General features: G+C 40.1%; 24 protein-coding genes. 11 read left to right on the top strand and 13 right to left on the bottom strand.

Features of this window, described 5'->3' with window-relative positions; translation table 11 throughout:
- Positions 1-9 precede the first annotated feature (9 nt).
- Positions 10-309 (bottom strand): hypothetical protein, encoded by a 300-nt coding sequence (locus H153_RS0102320; RefSeq protein ID WP_022846527.1) that lies wholly within the window; start codon positions 307-309, stop codon positions 10-12.
- A gap of 128 nt (positions 310-437) precedes the next feature.
- Here H153_RS0102320 and sdhA point away from each other — a divergent pair, with 128 nt between their 5' ends.
- Genes sdhA through H153_RS0102305 form a run of 3 tightly spaced genes read left to right on the top strand, consistent with a single transcriptional unit; the run spans position 438 to position 3,966 of the window.
- Complete coding sequence (gene sdhA, locus H153_RS0102315) at positions 438-2,138, top strand: succinate dehydrogenase flavoprotein subunit (protein ID WP_022846526.1); 1,701 nt, start codon at positions 438-440, stop codon at positions 2,136-2,138.
- Positions 2,138-3,106 carry a succinate dehydrogenase/fumarate reductase iron-sulfur subunit gene (locus tag H153_RS0102310; RefSeq protein WP_022846525.1) on the top strand — a complete coding sequence of 323 codons (969 nt, stop codon included), beginning with the start codon at positions 2,138-2,140 and terminating at the stop codon, positions 3,104-3,106. The genes sdhA and H153_RS0102310 overlap by 1 nt, the downstream gene beginning before the upstream one ends.
- On the top strand, positions 3,106-3,966 hold the full coding sequence (locus tag H153_RS0102305) for a CoB--CoM heterodisulfide reductase iron-sulfur subunit B family protein (protein WP_022846524.1): 861 nt from the start codon (positions 3,106-3,108) through the stop codon (positions 3,964-3,966). The genes H153_RS0102310 and H153_RS0102305 overlap by 1 nt, the downstream gene beginning before the upstream one ends.
- Before the next feature lie 18 nt (positions 3,967-3,984).
- Here the strand turns inward: H153_RS0102305 and H153_RS0102300 are convergent, their stop codons facing one another.
- Together H153_RS0102300 and H153_RS0102295 are read right to left on the bottom strand one after the other, a co-directional pair.
- A complete protein-coding gene (locus H153_RS0102300; RefSeq protein ID WP_022846523.1) occupies positions 3,985-4,497 on the bottom strand; it encodes a C-GCAxxG-C-C family protein in 513 nt (170 codons plus the stop codon).
- 2 nt (positions 4,498-4,499) lie between these two features.
- A complete protein-coding gene (locus tag H153_RS0102295; RefSeq protein WP_022846522.1) occupies positions 4,500-5,330 on the bottom strand; it encodes a sulfite exporter TauE/SafE family protein in 831 nt (276 codons plus the stop codon).
- Between the two features lie 289 nt (positions 5,331-5,619).
- On the opposite strand from H153_RS0102295, the gene H153_RS0102290 reads away from it, so the two are divergent.
- Genes H153_RS0102290 through H153_RS09030 form a run of 5 tightly spaced genes read left to right on the top strand, consistent with a single transcriptional unit; the run spans position 5,620 to position 9,024 of the window.
- Complete coding sequence (locus tag H153_RS0102290) at positions 5,620-6,408, top strand: DUF4198 domain-containing protein (protein ID WP_022846521.1); 789 nt, start codon at positions 5,620-5,622, stop codon at positions 6,406-6,408.
- Between the two features lies 1 nt (position 6,409).
- Positions 6,410-7,015: a cobalt transporter CbiM gene (cbiM, locus tag H153_RS0102285; protein WP_022846520.1), complete on the top strand. Its 606-nt coding sequence runs from the start codon at positions 6,410-6,412 to the stop codon at positions 7,013-7,015.
- Entirely contained in the window at positions 7,012-7,644 is a 633-nt protein-coding gene (locus tag H153_RS0102280) for a hypothetical protein (protein ID WP_022846519.1), read from the top strand. The genes cbiM and H153_RS0102280 overlap by 4 nt, the downstream gene beginning before the upstream one ends.
- Complete coding sequence (gene cbiQ, locus H153_RS09035; RefSeq protein WP_022846518.1) at positions 7,634-8,389, top strand: cobalt ECF transporter T component CbiQ; 756 nt, start codon at positions 7,634-7,636, stop codon at positions 8,387-8,389. Before H153_RS0102280 ends, cbiQ begins: the two co-directional genes overlap by 11 nt.
- Entirely contained in the window at positions 8,377-9,024 is a 648-nt protein-coding gene (locus H153_RS09030; RefSeq protein WP_022846517.1) for an ABC transporter ATP-binding protein, read from the top strand. The genes cbiQ and H153_RS09030 overlap by 13 nt, the downstream gene beginning before the upstream one ends.
- On the opposite strand, the gene H153_RS0102265 is transcribed toward H153_RS09030, so the two are convergent.
- The 10 genes from H153_RS0102265 to H153_RS0102220 all read right to left on the bottom strand — a co-directional run bounded on the left by H153_RS0102265 (position 9,021) and on the right by H153_RS0102220 (position 19,425).
- A complete protein-coding gene (locus H153_RS0102265) occupies positions 9,021-10,304 on the bottom strand; it encodes a nitrate/sulfonate/bicarbonate ABC transporter ATP-binding protein (protein ID WP_022846516.1) in 1,284 nt (427 codons plus the stop codon). The genes H153_RS09030 and H153_RS0102265 overlap by 4 nt on opposite strands.
- A gap of 4 nt (positions 10,305-10,308) precedes the next feature.
- Positions 10,309-12,006, bottom strand: coding sequence for an ABC transporter permease subunit (locus H153_RS0102260; RefSeq protein ID WP_022846515.1), 1,698 nt, complete (start codon positions 12,004-12,006; stop codon positions 10,309-10,311).
- A gap of 154 nt (positions 12,007-12,160) precedes the next feature.
- Positions 12,161-12,868 (bottom strand): ABC transporter ATP-binding protein, encoded by a 708-nt coding sequence (locus tag H153_RS0102255; RefSeq protein WP_022846514.1) that lies wholly within the window; start codon positions 12,866-12,868, stop codon positions 12,161-12,163.
- Positions 12,861-13,652 (bottom strand): ABC transporter ATP-binding protein, encoded by a 792-nt coding sequence (locus H153_RS0102250; protein WP_022846513.1) that lies wholly within the window; start codon positions 13,650-13,652, stop codon positions 12,861-12,863. The genes H153_RS0102255 and H153_RS0102250 overlap by 8 nt, the downstream gene beginning before the upstream one ends.
- Positions 13,645-14,859: a high-affinity branched-chain amino acid ABC transporter permease LivM gene (gene livM / locus H153_RS0102245; protein ID WP_022846512.1), complete on the bottom strand. Its 1,215-nt coding sequence runs from the start codon at positions 14,857-14,859 to the stop codon at positions 13,645-13,647. Before livM ends, H153_RS0102250 begins: the two co-directional genes overlap by 8 nt.
- Positions 14,860-14,873: 14 nt before the next feature.
- Complete coding sequence (locus H153_RS0102240) at positions 14,874-15,785, bottom strand: branched-chain amino acid ABC transporter permease (RefSeq protein ID WP_022846511.1); 912 nt, start codon at positions 15,783-15,785, stop codon at positions 14,874-14,876.
- An 86-nt stretch (positions 15,786-15,871) separates the two neighbouring features.
- Entirely contained in the window at positions 15,872-16,987 is a 1,116-nt protein-coding gene (locus tag H153_RS0102235; protein ID WP_022846510.1) for a branched-chain amino acid ABC transporter substrate-binding protein, read from the bottom strand.
- 45 nt (positions 16,988-17,032) lie between these two features.
- Positions 17,033-17,590, bottom strand: a complete 558-nt coding sequence (locus H153_RS0102230; protein ID WP_022846509.1) for an RNA methyltransferase — start codon at positions 17,588-17,590, stop codon at positions 17,033-17,035.
- Positions 17,591-19,117: an AarF/ABC1/UbiB kinase family protein gene (locus tag H153_RS0102225; protein ID WP_022846508.1), complete on the bottom strand. Its 1,527-nt coding sequence runs from the start codon at positions 19,115-19,117 to the stop codon at positions 17,591-17,593. It abuts the gene before it with no gap.
- Positions 19,114-19,425, bottom strand: a complete 312-nt coding sequence (locus H153_RS0102220) for a hypothetical protein (RefSeq protein ID WP_022846507.1) — start codon at positions 19,423-19,425, stop codon at positions 19,114-19,116. Before H153_RS0102220 ends, H153_RS0102225 begins: the two co-directional genes overlap by 4 nt.
- Before the next feature lie 131 nt (positions 19,426-19,556).
- On the opposite strand from H153_RS0102220, the gene lptD reads away from it, so the two are divergent.
- From lptD to H153_RS0102205, 3 genes are read left to right on the top strand one after another with little or no spacing between them, the layout of a single operon-like run.
- The gene (gene lptD / locus H153_RS0102215; protein WP_022846506.1) at positions 19,557-21,551 is read left to right on the top strand and encodes an LPS assembly protein LptD; all 1,995 of its coding nucleotides are present in this window, start codon (positions 19,557-19,559) and stop codon (positions 21,549-21,551) included.
- Between the two features lies 1 nt (position 21,552).
- A complete protein-coding gene (locus tag H153_RS09025; protein WP_022846505.1) occupies positions 21,553-21,774 on the top strand; it encodes a DUF6485 family protein in 222 nt (73 codons plus the stop codon).
- A gap of 11 nt (positions 21,775-21,785) precedes the next feature.
- Positions 21,786-23,957 (top strand): amino acid permease, encoded by a 2,172-nt coding sequence (locus H153_RS0102205; protein WP_022846504.1) that lies wholly within the window; start codon positions 21,786-21,788, stop codon positions 23,955-23,957.
- Positions 23,958-23,965 lie beyond the last annotated feature (8 nt).

Below are 23,965 nucleotides of genomic sequence, written 5' to 3'. Positions count from 1 at the left end.
CACAAACCTCTACCATCTGCACCAGCCAGGACCTCTTCCCCAGCCTCTTCCTCTGCCTCTTCCAAATCCACCGCGCCAGCCGCCTCTAAACCTGAATCCCCAGCCGGCACCTGCACCTCTCCTGCCCCACCATCCTGGTGGCACATCTTCAAATCTTTCCTCTTTTCCTTCCTCGGTTTTCGTACCAATTCTCACAATATTTTCGCTACCGCAGGAAGGACAGCTAAGCATCCATCTTGGTTTTCCAAATGGCGCCTCAAACTCTTTACCACAGTCAAGGCACTTAAAAATTCTAACCGGCGTCTTCATATTAGCACCTCCTAACTTTATTCGTTAATTAAAATAAACCCTCCTTGCTCGATTTTCAAGTAAGAGTAAAAAGAATTTTGATAGAATTAGCTTGAATTACTATTCATGTCCTTAAAACAGGAGGAAAAATGTTACAACTTGACGTTGCAATAATAGGTGCAGGCGGTGCAGGACTTTATGCCGCTCTCTCTGCTGTAAAAAAGAATCCCTCACTAAAAGTGGGCGTTATTTCAAAAGTATTCCCAACCCGTTCACATACCGGTGCAGCCCAAGGTGGCGTAAATGCGGCTCTGTCCAACGTTGCTGAAGACTCTCCGGAAAAACATACATATGACACCATAAAGGGAAGTGACTTTTTAGCTGACCAGGACGCAGTTGAACTTATGTGTCACATAGCCCCTAAGATAATAAGAGAAATGGAACACATGGGACTTCCATTCTCAAGACTCGAAAATGGAAAGATTGCCCAGCGACCATTTGGCGGTGCGTCGTTCCCGAGAACCTGTTACGCTGCTGACAAAACAGGACACGTGATGCTCCAGACTCTATATGAACAGTGTATCAGGAGAAACGTAAAATTTTTCAATGAATGGTTTGTAACCGCACTTGTTCACGACAGTCAGAAAGTTTGCGGACTCATTGCCATAGACATGAAATCTGGAAAAATAGAAGTAATAAGAACAAAGGCTATCATCCTTGCCACCGGCGGACACGCAAGAATTTACTGGAAAAGAACATCAAATGCCCTCGGATGTACAGGAGATGGAACAGCAATAGCACTCAGAGCAGGTGTCCCTCTTAAAGATATGGAATTTGTCCAGTTTCATCCTACAGGTCTTAGAAGAACAGGTATTCTTGTTACCGAAGGTGCAAGAGGTGAAGGTGGTTATCTCATAAACAAAGACGGCGAAAGATTCATGAAAAGGTACGCTCCTGAAAAGATGGAACTTGCGCCAAGGGACATGGTATCAAGAGCCATAGAAATGGAAATAGCAGAGGGAAGAGGTTTCAAAGACAACGAAGGAAACGAATTTGTCTATCTTGACCTAAGACATCTTGGTAAGAAAAAGATCCTTGAAAGACTTCCACAGATAAGAGAACTAACGATAGACTTTGAAGGTATAGACCCTGTAGAAGAACCAATTCCAATAAGACCAACTGCCCATTATTGTATGGGTGGTATTGACACCGATATAGATGGAAAAACCATCATAGAAGGTCTCTTTGCTGCAGGAGAATGCGCCTGCGTATCGGTTCACGGCGCCAACAGGCTTGGAGGAAACTCTCTGCTTGACATAGTGGTATTTGGAAAAATAACAGGCGAACTGGCTTCAGATTATGCAGCCTCATCGCAACTTCCTGAATTTCCAACCTCTGCACTAAAAGATGAAAGAGAGCGAATAGAAAGCCTCTTTGAAAAAGATGGAAAAGAGAAACTTGCAACCCTCAGAAATGAACTAAGCGATATCCTCACCTACGGTGCCGGTATATTCAGAGAAGAGAGCAGGCTTAAAGAAGCCCTCAATAAAGTAAGAGAAATTAAAGAAAGGGCACAACATCTAAAGGTTGAAGACCTCTCTTATACGTTTAACACTAACCTTCAACAAACCCTTGAATTTCTCAACATGATTGAGCTTGCAGAAGTAACAGTAATGACAGCTCTTGAAAGGAGAGAAAGTAGAGGAGCCCATTATAGAGTTGACTATCCAGAGAGGAACGACAAGGAATTTCTCAAACATTCAATAGTAACATTTGAAAACGGTGAGTATAAACTCTCATACAAACCGGTAAACATAACCAAGTACAAACCTGAAGAGAGGAAATACTGATGGCTGAAACAAAAAAGGTGGTCTTTAGAATAAGCAGGTTCAACCCTGAATTTGACGAGAAACCTCACTTTCAGGATTTTAAAATAGAAGTACCGAAAGGAATGACCGTCCTTGAAGCTCTCTATTTCATAAAAGAAAACATAGATCCTACCCTTACATTTAGAGGATTTTGCAGAAGTGCCATATGTGGCTCATGTTCGGTAAAGGTTAACGGCCATCCAAAGCTTGCGTGCAAAACGCAGGTCTGGGAAGAGGTAAAAAGGTTCAAAACCAACGTTCTTAAATTAGAACCTTTGGGAAACATGAAGGTTATCAGAGACCTGGCCGTTGACTTTTCTGAAGCTGAAGAAAAATTCAAAAAGGTTAAACCTTTCCTGATCCCTGACCCTGAAGTGGTTCCGGAAACAAACGAAGAAGAATCGATTGTCTATCCGGAAGAGATGGAAAAGTTTGATAAGTTTACAGACTGTATCCTGTGTGGCACTTGCTACTCAATGTGTCCGGCCGTAATGTTCGTTGATGATTATGCAGGTCCCTTCCAGTTTGGAAGAATTTTTAGATTTGCGGAAGACCCAAGAGACGGACTCAAAAAAGAGCGCTCAAAAATAGCTTACGCATTTGAACTGTGGAAATGTATCAGGTGTGAAAGATGTGCGGATATCTGCCCGAAGCACATTCATCCTGTAGAAGCTGTAACCCGCCTGAGAGCCATGTCCATTGAAAAAGGACTAACACTAAATCCCGGTGCAAGGCACGCCATAGCATTTTACAAAAGCGTAACATCAACAGGTATGTTGAACGAGGCCATTCTTCCGATTATGTCAAAAGGTATAAAAGGCGTTTTAGAAAATATGCCGGTGGCACTCTCTTTCCTGCTTAAAGGAAAGATGCCGCCACCAATAGTAAAACCCATAGAAGACATTGAAGGCTTTAAAAAGGTCGCTTCTCTCTCCGCGGAGGTTGAATAATGAAAAAATACGCTTTCTACCCGGGTTGTGCCCCTAAAGGTGCATCGATAGAATCCTACATATCAGCAAAAGCAGTAATGGATAAATTAGGTATAGACTACACAGAACCTGCATCTTTCAGCTGCTGTGGTGCAGGAAACGTTGAAGAGGTAAAACCCTCAGTAGCTCTTGGAATAAACGCAAGAAATTTAGCCATAGCAGAGAAAGAGGATAGAAATATCCTTACAATATGTAGCACCTGCTACTTAGAACTTAGAAAGGCAAAGAAGACTCTTGACGAAAACGAAAGGCTTAAAGAAGAGATAAATGAAATCCTGTCAGAAGTGGGCTTAAGGTACGAAGGCAAAGCTGACATAAAGCTCCTGCACCAGGTAATTTTAGACGAGTTTAAAGAAAAACTTTCCTCTCTCGTAACAGATAGACTTGAAAATCTCAAAGTCTATCCTTTTTATGGTTGCCACACCATAAGACCAAGAGACATTACAGGTTATGACGACCCGGAAAATCCTTCATCCCTCGAAGAATTGATAAAACTTTTAGGCGCAACACCCGTATCTGGAGCTCGCAGGATTCTCTGCTGCGGGTTTCACGCTTCATTCTCAGCATCTGACATAGCCATGAAGCTGACAGGACTAAACCTTAAAGAAGCCCACGACATGGACGCCGACTGTGTAATAACACCCTGCCCTTTATGTCATCTGAACATGGATGCCAATCAGAAAAAAGCACTGAACACAATAAAAAGCCAATTTATAATGCCTGTTCTTCACGTTCAGCAGTTAATCGGGATAGCGATAGGCCTTTCTCCAGAAGAGGTGGCCCTTCAGAAAAACGTTATTCCGGCACTTTACATAGTTTAAAGGGGGAAACACCCCCTTTTACTTTTGTGACTTTAAAAATTCATTCAGCAATTCCACAGCCTTATACGCCGCCGTATAAGTAATTGATTTACAGAAAACGACTCTCTTTTCATCGTCAAGTCCGGCGTGCTCTTTTTTAATTAATCTAAAAACCATTCCACCACACGTAAGGTCAGGAAGGGAAACCCTTACAGGATTTACATTATAAGGTGCAAAGGCCGGCTGCATTTCTGACAGGAAAAACTTTAAAAGTTCATCAACAAGCGGTTTAACCTTTGAATCGTCTCCTTCAAGAACTGTACTTATTGCGGCACAAGCACCGTTCACTGCACCACATGTCCCATCCCACGCATATATTCCGGCCTTCCCATAAGACATAATGTAAGAAGGAATACTCTTATAAGGCTCACCAACTTTCTCCGCGAGCGTTTCAATAATAGCTTTAAAAACGCTCTCCGCACACTTTAATTCTGGAAAATAGTTAAACGCCTTCAACGCAACCTCTGCAGGTTCCAATTCCACATACCTCATAATCACCTCCCTAAAGTTTTTATAACAATATTCAGGGCAACCAGTAGAAGAACAATCGAAAATATCTTTCGAAGTTTCTCGGGATGGCTATTATGCATAACCTTTACACCCATTTTAGTACCAACAAATATAAAAGGTATCATAAAAATCAGCGCCGGAAGATAAACATACCCCAAGAAAAAGGGTAACTTTGTACACTTCCAGCCATAAACAATGTAGTTTAACGTTGAAAAGAGAGAGTTAAAGAAAACAACACCTGTATTTGTAGCCATAGCTTCTTTGATAGGTATTCCGGCAAAAGAATGAAGTAACGGAGTTATAAGGGCTCCACCGCCAACGCCAAGCATGGAAGCTATAAATCCGGCAAAAAAACCTATGATAGCAATAACTTTAGCCGAAGGCAGAGAGGAAATTATTTCCTCACCGTTTCCATTCTTTTTCAAAAGCATTTTAAAGGACATAAAAGCAAGAAAGAGAGCAAAGAGAATTTTCGTTACATGAGGAGGAAGGAAAACAGCCGTCATAGCACTTCCGGCAAAAACACCGGGAATTGCACCAGTAATTAGAGCAAGAAAGATTTCCCTCCTAAAAAACTTTTCCTTTATGTGATGATAAGCTGAAGTTGATGAAGTAACTGTCATACATGCAAGAGATGTTGCAACCGACGATTTAACAATGATTTTACCCGGAATATCCAAAAACGGAAAAACAAACCAGAAAACGGGGACAAAAAGCATTCCTCCACCAATACCAACGAGTCCGGCAAGAAAACCTATGAAAAATCCCGAAACAGAAAGAACTGCTGCAGCCTCAATGAGCGCTGAAACCAACATAAACCACCTCTCGAGTTAGTATGTGCTAACCTAAATTTAGACAATCATCAAAATATGTCAACTTTAAAACCCGCAGAACACACAGACTGCGTTGCTTTCATGGATTTCCATATTTTCATATAAAACTTATAATTTGGTTTTACTGTTTAGTTATATGTAGTCCTATAATAAATACCAATGTGATAATAAAGTGCACCTTGTATTACTCAATAAAAATATGTTGACATCTTGACAACGTTATTTTCAATCTGGTAGCATTAGTTAAAATAAAAACTAAGGAGGTAACACGATGAGAAGAATTCTCAGATTGGCTACTGCAGCTTTCATTTCAATGACTGCAGCAGCAAACGCACACTTCCTTTTATTAAAGCCAAATACAGACATGATCGGGGAAGGACAGAGCAGAGTACTCAAAATTGAAGCGAAGTTCACCCATCCTATGGAAGGCGGGCCGAACATGCCTTTTAGAATCGTAGATAGTGGAGCTGTAATAAACGGTAAAAAGTACAGGCTTCACTGGAAAAAAATTATGATCCCTGCCATGAAAGGAAGCAGCAAGAAAGTTCCCATGTATGAAACCACTTTTAAAATAAGAAGACCAGGAGTCTACCAGTTTTACGTAAATCCTACTCCCTATTATGAACCCGCGGAACAAAAATTTATTAAACAGATAACCAAAGTTTATGTAGAATCCTTTGGACTGGAAGATGGCTGGGATAAACCCATTGGACTACAGGCAGAAATAGTTCCTCTCACAAGACCTTTTGGTATCTGGGAAGGAAATACGTTTAGAGGCAGAGCTTACCTGAACGGCAAGCCTCTTGCAAATGCCGATGTTGAAGTTGAATACTTAAATACCAAAAACGTAAAAGTTCCCGCAGACCCCTTTGTAACACAGGTTGTTAAAACAGATAAAAACGGTTACTTTGAATACACAATCCCGTGGGCAGGCTGGTGGGGATTTTCAGTTCTCGGATACGGTGGAAAATTGAAATATAAAGATGGAAAATATTATCCTGTAGAGCTTGATTCCATTGTCTGGGTAAAAGCATATCCTAAACCAAGAGAGGTAAGATAAAATGCATATCTCTGAAGGTGTTCTTCCTGGATGGATGTTGCTCACAGGCTGGGGATTGACAGCTGCCGGAACTGCCCTGGGACTTAAGCAACTTGACAACAAAAAGATACCTGCAGCGGCCCTCCTGGCTGCTGCGTTCTTCGTGGCTTCACTAATTCATGTTCCAATAGGACCAACCAGCGTTCACTTGATTCTAAACGGACTGGTCGGCCTGTTGACCGGGTGGGTTACATTCCCAATTCTACTCGTAGGACTTTTTCTTCAGGCTGTTTTGTTTCAATTCGGAGGAATAACTGTTTTGGGAGTTAATACCTTTAACATGGCTTTTCCTGCCGTTATAAGTTACTACCTATGCAGAAATCTTTTAAAATCTGACAAACATTCTACGGTGGCTCTTGCTGGTGTAATTGCAGCGTTTGTGTCAATCATGGGTGCGGGTATACTCGTTGCTACAGAACTTTACTTAACAGGCCAGCAGTTTAAAAGCGCTGCAGAACTTGTTCTTCTGGCTCATGTACCGGTAGCAGTAATTGAATCAATTATAAACGTCTTTGTTCTTCTGTACATTAAAAAATCCATGCCGGAACTTCTCGGAGGAAGAAAATGAAAAAGTTAGCTATACTGATTTTTATATTTCTTCTATCAATGACCTCTGCTGCTTTTGCCCATAAAATATCTGTATTTGCAGATGTTGACAACGGAAAGGTTAACATAATGGGATACTTCAGTGACGGAACACCATGTAAAAACTCGGAAGTAAAGGTGTATGATGCAAAAACGGGAAAGCTTCTACTTACGGGGAAAACGGACAAAGAAGGAAATTTTTCATTCAAGCCTCCAAAAATAACCGACCTGAAAATTGTAGTAAACGCAGAATTGGGACACAGAGCAGAAACTATAGTGCCGGCTTCAGAGCTATCTGGAAGTGAAAATTCAGATATTTCCACAGAATCTTCTGCCGAAGAAAATCAAACGGCAGTTTCAGTTAAAACTCAAGAATCTACCTTTTCTTCTAACCCGACTATATCTAAAGAAGAACTCCAGAAGCTGGTAGAAAAAGCTGTAAATAAAGCAGTTGACAGAGAATTAAAGCCCATCCATCAGGAACTACTTGGAATAGAAATGGCTCTTACCAAACCTTCCATAGCAGAAATATTTGGTGGAATAGGCTGGATATTTGGACTTTTTGGAACTGCAGCCTATTTTTATTCAAGAAAGGAGAAAGATGGAAAATAAGCTTGCTGAAGGAAAAACACTCTTACATAGGCTCGATCCGAGGGTTAAAATAATTGTATTTCTTATGTTTGCCGTTTCCTGTGCCCTTTCTTCCTCTATATCTTTTCTCTTCTTCTCTTCCTTATTTATCCTTCTAATGGGCTTTGTCGTCAGACATGATCTGACGAAAGCCCTGAAATCTTTAATATTCGCAGACAGTTTTCTAATATTCCTTATAATAACCATGCTGTTCACGTATGATAAGGGAAGTAGTATTAAACTCGGAATAGTACATTTCTATCCGGAAGGATTAAAATATGGAGCCTTTCTTTTCTTCAAATCAAACGTTATCCTGCTGTTTATGCTCTTTCTCCTTGCAACCTCCACTGTTTTTGAAATAGCCCATGCACTACACCATTTAAAAATACCGGCTAAACTTGTTCAAATACTGTTTTTCACGTTTAGATACATCCATGTAATAAGAGACGAATACAGAAGACTCCTGAAAGCTGCTGTCGCTCGCGGATTTAAACCAGGCACTAACATACATACTTATAAAACTTATGGTTACATTGTAGCCAACTTAATCATTAGAAGCTATCTTAAAGCAGATAGAATATATAAAGCTATGCTCTGCAGAGGATTTAAAGGTGAATTTCCGGTTTATCACCATTTTCACCTTGAGAAAAAAGATATAATGTTCGCTGCATTCTCAGTGCTTTTTCTCATTACAGCCTTCGCAGGGAGTATAATTTGGAAATTTTAAAGGTGGAAAACTTAACAGTTAAAAGAGACGAAAAAACGATCTTCGAAAATGTCAATTTCTCACTCAAAGAGGGCGAGAAATTCTTCATAGTGGGTCCCAACGGTGCTGGAAAAACCACTCTAATAGAAACTGTTGTGGGTTTTATAAAACCTGCATCAGGTAAGATATTTTTAAAAGGAAAAGAGATAAAGACAGAAGAGGACTACTACAAGCTTAGAATAACGGTAGGATACATATTTCAAAATCCCGACGATCAGCTGTTCTCACCAACTGTTGAAGAGGATATAGCCTTCGGCCCCTTAAACATTGGAATACCAAGAGAGGAAATACCCCGGATAATAGATAATACCCTTTCAACACTTGGAATATCTCATTTAAAAGGAAAGATGACTTACAAACTATCTGGCGGGGAGAAGAGACTGGTATCAATAGCTTCCGTTTTAGCAATGAACCCAGAAGCATTGATAATGGACGAACCAACAGTCGGCGTAGATAATGAAAAGATGAAACTGTTAATGAATTTTTTAAAAACAACAGACAAATCCATAATAATGGTAACTCACAATAAGGAAGCTGTAGAAGAACTTGGCTGGCCTACCTACAGGCTTGAGAACGGCAGACTCATAAAACTCTAACCGTTTTCAAGAATTATCAGCTCATTTTCATCATCATAGGCTATTATCTCTGCGTACCTTCCCCACTTAATAAGAATCTCAAGTTGCCGCTCCGCTTCCTCTTCAGGCATCTCAAGAGAAAGAGAAGCAACCAGAACATCCCACTTCAACGCCTTATTCTCGGCAGACCTTAAAACATTAATAAGCCACTGAAATATCGGAAGTTTTTTTACAGCAACAGCAAACATCTCTTTCCTTGCAAGAATACTTGCCTGAGAAAACGTCTCTCCAAGTGGTGTAAGAATAACATCACCATCTTTGACTTCAACAAACTTTAAAAGTTCCGCTGCTTCAATGAGGTTTAGCAACTTTTCAGAACCGATGTTAAGTTCATCCGCCAGCTTATATATGTCATACCTTTTCTCTGCTTTTTCATCAAGATACTCTATAAGACCTATAAGATCAGAAATATCAACATCAGGAAGGATAAACTTACCCGGTTTTTTCGCCTGAGCAAACGTGTGTACTTCCTCAATAGCTTTACCTGCAAGAATAGAATAAACCTTATCAACTATGTTTATAAATTCCTGAGATTTCCTGTCCCTTGGATGCGGCAAATCCACTATAAGTTCTGAAATAATTCTTCCAGGATTTTTATCCATAACCACAATCCTATCTGCCATAAAAACGGCCTCTTCAATGTTATGGGTAACCATCAAAATGGTTTTTGTGGGAAGTTTTCCTTCTATCCAGAGTTCCAGAAGCTCTCCCCTTATCGCTTCAGCACTCAAAACATCAAGGGCTGAAAATGGCTCATCAAGGCACAAAAGTTCCGGTTCAAGAGCTATAGCCCTTGCTATTCCAACCTTCTGACGCATACCCCCGGAAAGCTCACGGGGATATGCAGTTTCAAAACCATCAAGACCAACTCTATCAATAAGTTCAAGGGCTATTGGAACCCTTATCTTCTTTGGTATCCCCCGCGCTTTAAGAGCAATTTCAACATTTTCAAGAACGGTCAACCAGGGAAATAGAGCAAACGTCTGGAAAACAATCGTAGCATTAGGATTGACACCTTTAAGGGGTTCACCTTTATATAAAACTTCACCTTCAGTAGGTTTTTGAAGTCCTGTAATTATCCTTAAAAGGGTACTTTTACCACTACCAGAAGCGCCAACAAGACAGACAAACTCATCCTCGTAAAGCTTTAAGTTTATATTTTTCAATGCATAGAAAGACTTTTCTCTGCCTCTATACATGTGACTTACATTTTTTAAATCCACCAGTACTTTCTTTTCCATGCTTTTACTCCATTGAAAACTTTTCATGTGCAAGATCGTAAAGCTTTTTCCAGAACAGTCTGTTTATCAAAACAACCGTAACAATCATCACTACCGTAGAAGTTAAAAGGAGTGGATAATTACCATTTGCCGTTGAAAGGGCTATAAGTTCTCCAAGACCGTTTATCTTTAAAACTTTGCCACCAAACTTAATATACTCTGCAACTATGCTGGCATTCCAGGCACCACCTGCTGCAGTTATTCCACCGGTAATAACATAGGGAAATATAGCCGGCAGAATAAGCACCCTCCACTTTTCCCATTTAGACAGATGGAGAAGCTGCGTTGTATATTCAAGATCCTTTGGAATAGAAGAAGCTCCTGCTATAACATTAAAAAGGATATACCACTGGGTTCCAGCCATCATAAGGGCAATGGAAGCTATGTTTAAACCGCCCGGGAAATTTAAAAATATAAGAACGAAAACTGGAAAAAGGGCAGTTGCCGGAATCGAAGCAATAATCTGAACAAGCGGCTGAAGCCATCCGGCAAGTTTTTCATTCCTGCCAATGGCAACACCAACAGGGATAGTCCAGGCAAGAGAAAGAATAAGAGCAATAAAAACCCTCAACGTCGTAGCACCAAGAGCCCTGAATATCTCCTTCCACTCGTAAGAAGGAATATTCATCATAACACCAAAAGCTTTTACAGATTCATAAACAACAAACATAATAAAAACGTAGAAAACAACTTTTGAAAACAAACTTTCACCACGTTCCTCGTTTCTATCTCTAAACGGCCATCTTTTTACTGCCCACAGATCTACTTTTTCAGAAACAACCTGCCATGCGGCATCAAGTTTTTCAAGAACACCTGAAGATTGAAGAAGGTTATAAAACCATGAAGACGGCTCTTTTTCTGTCTCAACATACTCTATCTTAAACTTCACAGACCATGCAAGGAGAGGCCGCCATACAAGTTGGTCAAGAATCACAATAATAAGTATCAACGCAAAAAGTCCCATAAGTATAGCGTGTATATCTTTCCTATCAGCAGCAGTTTGAAGATAAGAACCAAGCCCTGGAAGACGAAAGTCCTTATTGCCCACTGTAAACATCTCTGCAGCCATAAGGAAAAACCAGCCACCAGCCCAGCTCATCATACTGTTCCATATAAGATTAATGGCGGCAAAAGGAAGTTCCAGCGTTTTCAAACGCAACAATCTGTTAAATCTAAATATTCTGCTTGCCTCATCAAGATCTTTTGGAATGGTAATTAAAGACTGATACCAGGCAAAAGTAATATTCCATGCCTGACTGGTAAATATTAAAACAATAGAAGCAAGCTCGGCAGCCACATTTTGAGATAAAAAAGTGCTTAAAGCAAGAAGCGTAACAGGGAGGAAAGAGAGAATGGGTACACTCTGAAGAACATCAAGAAGCGGCATGAGTATCATCTCGGCTTTTTTATTGTAAGCGGCAAAGTACCCATAAACAAGGCTAAAAATCAGAGATAAAAGGTAGGCGGCACCCATCCGCGAAAGGGAAAACAGGGAATACTTAAACAACGATAGAGGAGATAGAGAAATTGTTAGAGATTCACCGGAACCACCACCTTTACGGGCAAGTAAAAGCGCAAAGTAAAGGAAGGCAAGGAGTATAACTATGCCAATAACAAACCTGAAATCTTTTTTATCAAAAGATATTTTAAACAGTTTTCTCACTGTTGCCTCCAGTCCCTCCATAAATGGCCAGGCTTATTGTAAACGATAGAACACTAATTTCAAAATTACGCCAGAGGCAAAAATAGATTTTCAAGAAATATCTTCAACGACAAAATCTTGAAAAAAGAAGCCCGCCAGAAACGGCGGGTAAAGTTTAGAGACCTAAATAAGCCTTTTTAACCTGCTCATTATTAAGAAGATTTTCAGCTTTATCTTCCATAGTTATTCTGCCGCTTTCCATAACATAGGCTCTATCGGCAATTTTAAGAGCCTGATGAGCATTCTGTTCGACAAGAAGAATTGTCGTTTTATGTTCTTTATTAATCTTAACTATAATATCAAAAATCTGCTTAATAATAAGAGGTGCAAGACCCAGGCTCGGTTCATCAAGCAACAGAAGTTTCGGTCTTGCCATTAGAGCCCTTGATATTGCAAGCATCTGTTGTTCACCACCAGAAAGCGTTCCACCAAGCTGATTTTTCCTTTCCGCCAGTATAGGAAACAGTTCGAATATATATTCAAGATCCTGTTTAATCCCCTCCTTATCCTTTCTCAAATAGGCACCCATATCGAGATTTTCCATAACAGTGAGTTCAGGAAATATCATACGGCCTTCTGGAACCTGAACGATACCTTTCGCAACTATTTTATGAGGAGGAAGTCCCTGAATAGGTTCACCGTTAAAGATAATTTCACCTGAACGGGGTGGAACAACTCCGCATATAGACATCAATGTTGTTGTTTTTCCGGCACCGTTAGCACCAATAAGCGTAACAATCTCACCCTCATCAACTTTCAAAGAAACATTGTGCAGTGCCTGAATGTTTCCGTAGAAAGTGTTTATATTTCTGACTTCAAGCATTGTGTTCCTCTCCAAGGTAAGCTTTTATAACAGCAGGATTCTGCCTTATCTCTTCAGGTGTTCCTTTTGCAAGGAGCTTTCCGTATTCCATAACATAAACGACCTCTGAAATGTTCATGACAAGCTTCATATCATGTTCAATTAAAAGGATAGAAACATCCTCATTGTCTCTAATGTGATAAATCAAATCCATAAGTTCCGCCGTCTCTTTCGGGTTCATACCGGCTGCCGGTTCATCAAGAAGGAGAACAGAAGGTTCCGTAGCAAGAGCCCTTGCAATCTCAAGACGCCTTTGAGCACCGTAAGGCAGATTTTTGGCAAGCTCGTTAACATACTTTTCAAGTCCGACAAGTTTAAGAAGTTCGTAACTTTTTTCTATCGTTTCTTCTTCCTCTCTTCTTGTCCTTGGTCCCTTAAATATAGCACCCAATATCCATGACTTCGTCCTGCAGTGCCTTCCAACCATAACATTTTCAAGGGCTGTCATGTTCGGGAAAAGACGGATATTCTGAAATGTTCTTGCAAGACCGAGCTCTGTAATCTTGTTTGGCTTCATACCGTTTATTCTTACCCTTTTCCCGTCTTTCGTTCTCAAGTAAATATCACCAGCCGTAGGCTTGTATATACCGGTAACGCAATTAAAGAAGGTAGTTTTCCCGGCACCATTAGGCCCTATAAGCGCAACAATTTGTTCAGGATAAACCTGCAGGCTCACGTTATCCACGGCCTTAAGTCCGCCAAATTGCATCGTCAAATTTCTAACGTCAAGAATAGGCTCACTCATTGCCACCCTCAGCCGTTTCTTTTTTCTTATAGACAAATCTACCGCCTCTAAACGGAATCAATCCTTCCGGCTTAAATACCATAACAAGAACAAGTGCAAGCGCAAAAATTAACATCCTGTAATCAGAAAATGCCCTCAAGTACTCAGGAAGAAGTATCATAACAAGAGCTGCAAGAACAACACCAACAATAGAACCCATACCACCAAGAACAACTATAGAAAGAATAACTACAGATTCAAAGAAAGTAAAACTTGCAGGACTGACATAGGTTGTTTTAGCGGCAAAAATTACACCGGCAAAACCTGCCCAGGTTGCACCAAGAGCAAAAGCGGTAAGCTTTGCGGTTACCCTGTCTATTCCCATGGCCTGACAGGCAATATCATCTTCTTTTAATGCAAGCCAGGCGCGGCCAAGCCTTGAATTCTGCAACCTGTTAACAACAAAAATCGTGAATATGACAAAGGCAAGGGTTATGTAATAGATGTATATGAGAGACTGATTAACATCCATTTTTACACCAAAAAGAGGAGGTCTTGGAACACCTGAAATACCACTTGGACCAAAAGTAAAGCTATCCCAGTTTTCCAAAACTATTCTGATAATCTCACCAAAGCCCAAAGTAACAATAGCAAGATAGTCACCGCGAAGCCTGAGAACAGGAAAACCAAGCAGAATACCGGCAAAAGCCGCAAGAATTCCTGCAATTGGTAAAACTTCCCAGAAATTGAGGCCAAAATGGTAATTCAGCAGAGCATAAGCATAGGCACCTACAGCATAAAAAGCAACATAGCCAAGATCCAGCAATCCAGCAAGACCAACAACTATGTTAAGACCAAGACCTAACATAACATAGATAAGCGCCGTAGCCATAATATTTGTCTGATAGGTTGAAAATAGCCACGGAAACGCAACGGCAAAAAGTAAAACAGCAGCGTAAAACGGCCTGCTATACCTGGGATTGGAAAGGATTTTGTAAATTACAGAATCTTCGTCCACATTACCTCTGCGTTCTTTCCTCTCAAGAAAATACCGCCACAAGTATGAAAGAACAAAAGCTGCAATTGCAACATAAATAACGTTTTTCCAGCGGAAAATCACCCTATTTTCAGCAGTATCTACTTTCATCACCACTATGGGAAACGTCAGAAAAACAAACCAAACAGCCGCTATTAATGACTTCTTTAACTCTTCTATAACTCCTTTCATCGCCTACCACCTGCTTAAACTTTTTCGGTATCGGTTTTACCAAGAATTCCTGCAGGACGGAAAATAAGAATCAAAACTAAAAGAATAAAAGCAAACACATCCTGATAGTCGCTTGAGATATATCCCGCACCAAAACTCTCTGTTAAACCTAAAATAATCCCTCCAAGAGCGGCACCGGGAATACTTCCAATTCCACCAAGAACGGCCGCCGTAAAAGCTTTAAGTCCTGCTATAAAACCGATAAAGAAGTTTATCTGTCCAACGTAAGAACCGATTAAAACACCGCCAATAGCTGCAAGGGCAGAACCTATAATAAAAGTCATGGAAATCGTTCTATCAACATCAACGCCACAGAGCATAGCCATCGTTTTATTTTGAGCTGTTGCTCTCATGGCCTTTCCAATTTTTGTCTTCTTAATAAAGAAATGGAGAGCTACCATAACTACGAACGTAACAATTATAATCACCAGTCCAACAGGATCTATGTAGTCACTTATCCTCTCAAGAATGCCTATATGCGGAATAAGGTCAGGAAATGGAACGAAATCCGGCGTCTGTGCCAGCATCACATAGTTTTGCAAAAAAAGTGACATACCAATAGCACTGATAAGAGGTGAAAGTCTCGGCGCATGTCTCAAAGGTTTATAAGCTATCTTCTCCACAGTGTAACCATAAGCTGAAGCATAGATAACCGCTATTACCGTAACGATAAGAAAAATAAGTCCCGTGCTCAAACCAAACTTGGCAAGCAGAACAGCAAAAATAAGAGCGGTAAAAGCTCCTATCATGTAGATTTCACCGTGAGCAAAGTTGATGAGCTGAATAATACCGTAAACCATAGTGTAACCAAGTGCTATAAGAGCGTAGATGCTACCTTTCGTCAGGCCACTAACCAAGAGGTCTGTAAAGTATCCCCAATCTATCATCCCACACACCTCTATTCATAGAATAGCGGCGGATAACTGCAGAAGCTATCCGCCGCCCTATAAATTTTACAGAAATTATAAACAAATTACTTAACCTGGACAAACTTGCCGTTTCTCACCTGATAAATGGCAAAACCAACACCTTCAGCTTCACCATTTTTATCAAACCTGATTTTTCCAAGAGGTGTTTCAACATACTGTGTATGAAGAACCTTTACAATCTTATCAAAATCGGTTGAACCTGCCTTCTGAATGGCGTTAAAGAGCGCCTGAGCAGCTGCATATCCGTTAAAGTAAAATGCTCCCGGCTCTGTTCCGTACTTTTTCTTGTGTTCTTCAAGGGCCACTTTGTAAAGAGGATTACCTGAAATATCTTTTGGTCCTGAAGCGTAAACTCCTTCTGCATACCTTCCAGCAACCTGAATAAACTTATCGTTTTTGATACCGTCACCAGATATAAAAGGAACTTTTACTCTCATCCTTCTCATAGCCATAACAATTTTAGAAGCTTCCGGGTGGTAACCACCAAACATTACAACATCAGGATGAACTCTCTTAATTCTCTGGACAATAGCGGAATAGTCCATTGCGCCTCTTGTAACTCCAGCAAAAAGAACAACCTTTGCCTTTCCACTTTTCTCAATGTACTCTTTAACGTAAGTTGCAAGACCTTTTCCGTAATCTTCCTTGTCGTGAATGATTGCTACTCTCTTAGCGTGAAGCTTATTAACGATAAAATCGGCATCGAGCTTAGCCTGAGCATTGTCAGGTGCAATTGTTCTAAAGAAAACAGGAGCCCCAAGTTTTGTAAGAGACGGGTTAGTAGCAGATGGAGAAATAACGGGTATTTTTGCCTGCTTGTAGATTGGAAGTGCAGCCTTTGTAGCACCACTGCAGATGTGACCTATAACCCCGACAACTCCCTGAGTTACGAGATTGGTTGCAACATTGGTAGCTATTTCAGGTTTACACTGATCGTCAAGAACGATAACCTGAATCTTCTTACCAAGAAGACCACCGTTAGCATTGTACTTTTCTGCAACTATTTTAACAGCATGAACAGTTGGAACACCAAACGGTGCAAGATCACCGGTGTGAGGACCAGCAACACCAATCTTGATGACATCTTCCGCGTGGGCAGGTGCAAAAACTGCCATTAACGCAAAAAGAGCCATCGAAAAGAAACTTAAGACTCTTTTCATTCCTTCTACCTCCCTTATCAGGATACTTAAATTTGAAAATGTATTTTATCGCAAACCGAGTAGTCTGTCCAGAATGATAGAAGCTGCTGAACGAACGGAAAGATGGTTGTAATTTGTAGGACCACATATCGGTTCAAGGATAAAATCAGAGGATTCTATAAACTCCTCAGTCAGTCCCCATCCAGTTCCAAAACAGATGAGAAATGGGACATCTTCATTCTCAATTTTAGATTTTAAATCCCGAAAACTAATGGTATGTTCGTATCTTTTTGCTGAAGTAGAAACAATGTAAGGTTTTTTGCCTTCTACTTTCTCAATGTCTGAAATTGCGTCTTCTATGTAGGGAACAGCCTTAACAAGCTTTAAAGCTTCCCACCTTTTCGGATTGTATTCTCTGCCGTGACCGCCCTGCCAGAAAGAAAGCAATTTGTTGGCAAGCCAGAGATGGTTTTCTATAGGCTGCACTATGTAGTAACCTTTTACTCCGTAAGTTCTTGAAGACCTGGCGATATCGTGAATATCAAGTGTCGTAAGCGATGTGGCTACCACTCTCTTCTCTTTGTTATAAACAGGATAGTGAATCAAGGAGACATAAACCGCCATTTAATCGTTTCCTCCTTTTAAAAATGGATAAAGAGCAGCAAATAAAAGGTAAAGAGGTGCTACAACCGGTTTTGTAGCGAGAATAATACTAAACCCTAAAATAAAAGAGGACTCTATAAGTGGAAGCTCTCTTTCGGTTTTTCTCGACTTAAGGCTCTTCTCAACAAGTTCGGGGAATTGTTCAATTAGTGATGCGTAGGAAGCTGCAGCTTTCATCGTTCTGCGACGAAAATCTTCAACCATAAACTTTGGCATCAATTTCTTTAAATAAGGCTGAAGGACAGGTGGAAGTGTAAAATCGGGACAGATTATTCTTGCCACCGATTCTGTATGTGTCACCGTTTTTAAAAGAACCAATAATTCTTCAGGAAGAACGACATTAAACTGCCTTGTTATTGCAAGTTCTTCATAAAAAAACTTTTCAGCATCTATTTTTGAAAGAGGCCTATTGTAATATTTATCAAGGAAAACAAGAAGTTCCCTTTTTAAAAGTTGCTCGTTAACGTTATCCCCAACCGCACCAACCTTTTTAAGAGCTTCAACTATCATGTCAACATCTTTTTTCATGACGGCATAGGAAAACATAAAAAACGCAGAAAATGTATCAGGAGAAAGCCTCCCTATAATTCCAAAGTCAACAAACGCAAGTCTCCCATCGTCAAGAACGAAAATGTTTCCCGGATGAAGGTCACCGTGGAAAACGGAAAGTTCAAAAATCTGCCTGTTAACCAGGATCACGAAATCTTCAGCAAGCTTTTTCCTGTTGAATTTTTCAAGATTTTCTAAATCTGTAAGTTTTGTTCCCTTTATAAACTCAGAGACAAGAACATTTCTATTCGTATACTTCCAGTAAACTGCAGGAATAACAAGTCTTGGTTCTTTCTCTTCAGCAAACTTTCTGAACATTTCCATGTAAGAAGCTTCTTTGGTAAGATCAAATTCGTCAAGGAGAACTCTCTCAAACTCTTCTATTATCGACGGTATTCTGTAATCTCTCAAAGGTTTAATAAACTTAGATAACTTTCTCACCAATAACTTTAAAATAGTGACGTCTTTTCTTATCTGTTCTTCAACACCCGGTTTTATAACTTTAACGGCAACTTTTTGACCATTTTTAAGAACAGCGGTATGAACCTGAGCAATTGAACCAGAACCTATAGGTTTTTCAGAAAATTCTTTAAAAGCATTTCTAATATCACCAAGCACTTCTAAAATTTCATCAACAGGAGCCGGAGGAACATCATCCTGAAGTTTCTCAAGTTCTTTTATATACTCTTCCGGAAAGACATCCACTCTGGTCGAAAGCATCTGACCTATTTTTATGTAGGTTGGACCCAACCTTTCAAGAGCCACTCTCAGACGAACTGGCGGAGAGTATTCAAGTAAAAAGTTCCATCTCCGAAAAAATAACTTTCCCAACCACAATAAAGATGCAGGTAACTTTTCCTTCAAATACTCATAATTGCAAAAAAATAGAGCACCTGTTATATCTTTTACTCTTCTATTTCTTTCACCTATTGATATCACTCTTTTTCACCTTTTAACTTTTTCAGTTCCTCCTTTAATGCTTCAACTTCCTTCCTCAACGCTTCCACCTCTTTCTTTGTGGCGAGGTTCATTCTTCCAATTACCTCTTCCACCTTCTTTTCAACTTCCTTCTTCTGCTCTTCAAAGGTCTTCCTGAGATCAGCAAGTGCTTTTTTCCCTTCACTTTCCGCTATTTTACCCTCTTCCTCTAATTTACGAATAAACTCTTCCACTTTCCTATTGACAACAGAAATGGCACCTATCTCTACTAACGCTATTTTTCTCACAAGTTCCGAGAGCCTTTCCATATGCCCCTCCTTAAACTTTTAAGATATAGAACCCTCATCGAAAAATATGTCCCTTTTCCCGTCAATTACAACCTACCCCATTAGAGAAATTGGTTTAAAATAAAGGCTAACAAACTACCTGGAGAGTGTGAGTGAAAAAGGTAATCGCAATTGTTTTTCTTATCTTTGCCCAAATCAACAGTGCCGCAGCACAAATCCAGGGACCAATAACTCTAACAGCCAGGAAAATAGAAGGAAACATCAAAACTGAAATAAAAGCCGAAGGTAACGTTACTTTACAATTTGACAATGCAACGATAAAGGGCGATACCCTGACTTACAACAACGTAACAAAAACAGTAACACTTACAGGTAACGTTTTTATTGAACAACCCCCATTAAAGCTCTGGTGTTCAGAACTTAAATACAATTTTCAAAGCAAAAAAGCCGAGTTTTATCAGGTAAAAGGTGCTTTATCCCCGACAGATTTCATCCAAGCAGAGAAGCTGATCAGGATTTCCGATAAAGTCTGGTTGGCCTACAACGGAACCTACACACCGTGCTGTTGCTGTTGTGATAGACCCGATTGGTCAATAGAAGCCAAAACGTTCAAAATTAAAATCGGTGAAAGTTTTAAAGGGAAATGGGTGGCTTTTGACGTTCTCTCTGTTCCCGTAATTATTTCACCAGCAATAAGCGGCCCCATTATCGAAAAGAGAACTTCCGGCTTTCTTGTTCCAAAGTTCGGCTACATAAAAGATCAGGGACTAACTATCAAACAACCTTTCTACATTGTTCTGGGAAGAAGTGCGGATTTAACACTTACGTATGAAAAACGTTTCCGCAACGGTCACGGTGAAAGTGCAAAGCTGAGGTATGTACTGTCACCTTACAGTAAAGGCGACCTCTATTACTACCGAATAGACTCAGGAAACGAAACCAACTGGCAGTTAGATTTCAAGCACTCCTACCTTAAGTCAGACTACTCTTATGGAAACATAAAGGTAAACATTGTAAGTAGCAGAAACTTCTTCACCGAAAATGGAACAACCGACGTTGAAACACTAACGCAGCAGTACACAAAATCCGATATAACATACTCCCGCCTGTGGAATCACGCCATCTTAAACGTAAACCTTGTGTACCTCGATAGTTTGGATAATTCAACAGATTCCATATTCCAAAAATTACCGGAAATAAACTTTTACTTAATGGACATTCCCCTGTCTAAAAACCTTCCCATTACATTTAGCATGGATTCCGATTTTACATACTTTTACAGAAAGGTGGGCTTCAGAGGAAGCAGATTTAATTTAGAACCTTCTCTTAGATACACACTGTTTACCGGAAACATTAAAAACAGCTTCAAAATCAGCAATCAGATTTCCTATTACTCTGTAACCGGCAACGGCACAGAAAACATTTATAGAAGCCTTTGGAAATACGAAGAAAGACATTTTTCAAATTTCCGATTTTCATCAGGTAATTTAACTGTATCTTTAAATCCCGAACTGTCTCTAAATTACGTTCAAAACAAAGATCAAAACGACATTCCCGATTTTGACGGAAGTGATATCGTAGAAAAAGAGAAAAAAATAACCGCTTCCATAGCAACATATCTCTACAAAGATAGTAATCAGATTGGAAAGTTGACGATAGAAAACGGGTACAACTTTTATCTAAAAACAGAACCTTGGGAAACATGGAATATAGACGCAGAAATTACACCAACACAACAACTAACCTTTCGAGAACATTTAGAAATTGACGGCAACACGAGAGACATAAACAAAACAAACTCCTATATAAGTTTTAAATCCCAAAAATTTTCATTCTGGACAAACTATTACCGCTCGTTTATTACGGAAGAAAAAAACCACTACATCCGCTGGGGAACAACCTTTCACATAAATCCGTACCTGACATTTTCCTATGCCCAACGTTATGACCTTAACTATAATTTTGACAGGGAAAGACAGTATGCCCTCACGATTAACAGAAACTGCTGGAAAGGCAGCATAACATACCACTGGATAAAGAGCTTCGACGGAACGATAAATTATCAGGTTATGCTAAGAATAGACCTTCTAAAACTTGGTGGTTATCAGTATAAATATGAAGGCATAGCGGAAGAGAAGGGAGGATAGAATGGAGTGTAAAAAGGAAAAGAATCTTCAATTTTGCAGCTGCACTTACACTGCGTGCAGCAAAAGGGGTATCTGTTGCGAATGCATAAAATACCACAGAGACATGGGAGAAATACCCGGCTGTTTATTCCCGAAAGAAGCAGAAAGGGTGTATGATAGAAGCATTGAATTTTTCATAAAATCATGGGCTGAAAAGCTTGGTTATAAACTTGTCAAAAAGTGAGGTTGCAATACATGAACGAAAGTATCAGGAGATTCAACACGTTTACAGGCGTGTTCATACCGACACTTCTTTCAATTTTCGGTGTAATCCTCTTCCTGCGAACCGGCTGGGTAATAGGAAACACAGGACTTATAGAAGGTATTATTCTCATAACACTTGCAATGTCCATCTCTTTTGTTACAGGCCTCTCACTCTCTTCCATATCAACGAACAAAGAAGTAGGTGTCGGAGGTGTTTACTACATCATTTCAAGGAGTCTCGGACTTGACGTTGGTGGAACTATAGGCATCCCTCTTTACATCTCTCAGGCTATATCCGTTGCCTTTTACCTAATAGGTTTTGCCGAATCCCTGAGAGGTATTTTTCCCAACATCTCCATAACAGTTGTGGCAACAGTAGTTCTAATAATTTTTACCGTGATAGCCTACATAGGTGCCGATTTCGTAATAAAACTTCAGATAGGCATATTTTTAGCCTTAATAGCGGGTATTCTATCGTTCATCTTCAACCCACATTTTTCCCTTATAAGCCATAACCTTGCCCCCCATTACTTAAACGGACAGAATTTCTGGACGGTCTTCGCAGTATTTTTCCCCGCTGTAACGGGAGTAACTGCGGGTATCGCCATGTCAGGCGAGCTCAAAAATCCCAAAAGAGCAATACCTATCGGTATCATATCAGCACTTTTCGTATCTTACGTGACTTACATCTTCATCGCATACAAACTCGCCTGTACCGCACCTTACACCGTCCTTCAGAAAGACACACTTGTTATGGTGCACAATTCAATATTTCCATTCTTAGTGTATATCGGTATATGGATGGCAACGCTATCTTCTGCACTAACATTCATCGTTGGTGCGCCAAGAACTCTACAGGCACTCGCATTTGATGGAATAGTCCCTTCTATGTTAGCAGCAACAATGGGTTCAAAAAAGGAAGAACCAAGAGCCGGCATACTCATCACCTATGCAATTGCTCAGGGCATACTATTCCTTGGATCATTAAACTTAGTAGCCTCAATAATCACAATGTTTTTCCTGATAACTTACGCAGTAACAAACTTGGCTGCAGCACTTTATGGACTGCTCAAACCACCAACATACCGTCCGTCGTTTAAAGTCCCCTGGTACATTTCTGCATATGGTGTTGCGGGATCTTACATAGTTATGTTCTTGATAAATGCCGGAGCAACGGCTGTAGCCACAATTCTCCTGCTGCTCCTCTATGGATTCTTGAGAAGAAGACAGTACAAACAGGCATGGGGTGATATCAAAACGGGAATTCTAATATCCATAGCCAAATTTGCACTTTTAAAAGTTAATGAAAAAGAGCAGGATCCTAAAGAATGGCGCCCCAACGTACTTGTGTTTTCAGGAAGACCGGAAGAGCGGCCCTATCTTGTTGATTTTGCAAGATTCCTCTCTTTCAACGACGGTCTCATCAGTCTGGTTAACATCCTTTTTTCATCTGAAAACGAAAACATGGAAATAAAAAAACAGGAAGAGACAAGGATACTGGCAGAATTTATAAAGAAAAATAAGCTGGATTTCTTTCCAAAAGTTATTGTCGCAAGAAACGACAAGGAAATATTCCCGATAGTAGCCCAAAGTTACGGCTTTGGAACAGTGGAATCAAACACGGCTCTATTTGGATGGGGCAGGAACCTTCAAAACCAGTTAAGACTCATTAGAAGCATCAAAGAACTTACAAATTTGAGGAAAGATGTACTTATTCTGAACTTCAACCATTCCAGAGGATGGGGCAAAAAAAGGAACATTGACATATGGTGGGGCGGAAGAGGTGGTAACTTTGCACTAATGACCTTTATAGCCCACACACTTAAAGAACACCACGAGTGGAAAAAAGCGAGTATTCGCATAATGAGAGTGGTAAACTCACAGAAGGAAGCGCAAATTTTCGAAGAAGCTTACAAAAAGTTACTCAAAGCAGCAAGACTTGATACAGAAGTTAACATAATCATAAACAACGAACAGAAAACGTTTCACGAACTGATAAAAGAAAACTCTATGTTTTCCGATCTGATAATACTTGGACTTGGCATTCCTGAAGAAGGAAAAGAGATGGAAACGGTAAAAAGAATAAACCTTATTACAGAAGACTTACCAACAACACTATTTGTTAGAAGCATGACACCAAAAGATATATGGGACATCGGGTGAAAACATTG

It is taken from the genome of Desulfurobacterium sp. TC5-1 (assembly GCF_000421485.1).
GTDB lineage: Bacteria > Aquificota > Aquificia > Desulfurobacteriales > Desulfurobacteriaceae > Desulfurobacterium_A.
Note: the sequence above shows the minus strand (reverse complement) of the source record. Positions and strands in the feature narration are given on the sequence as shown.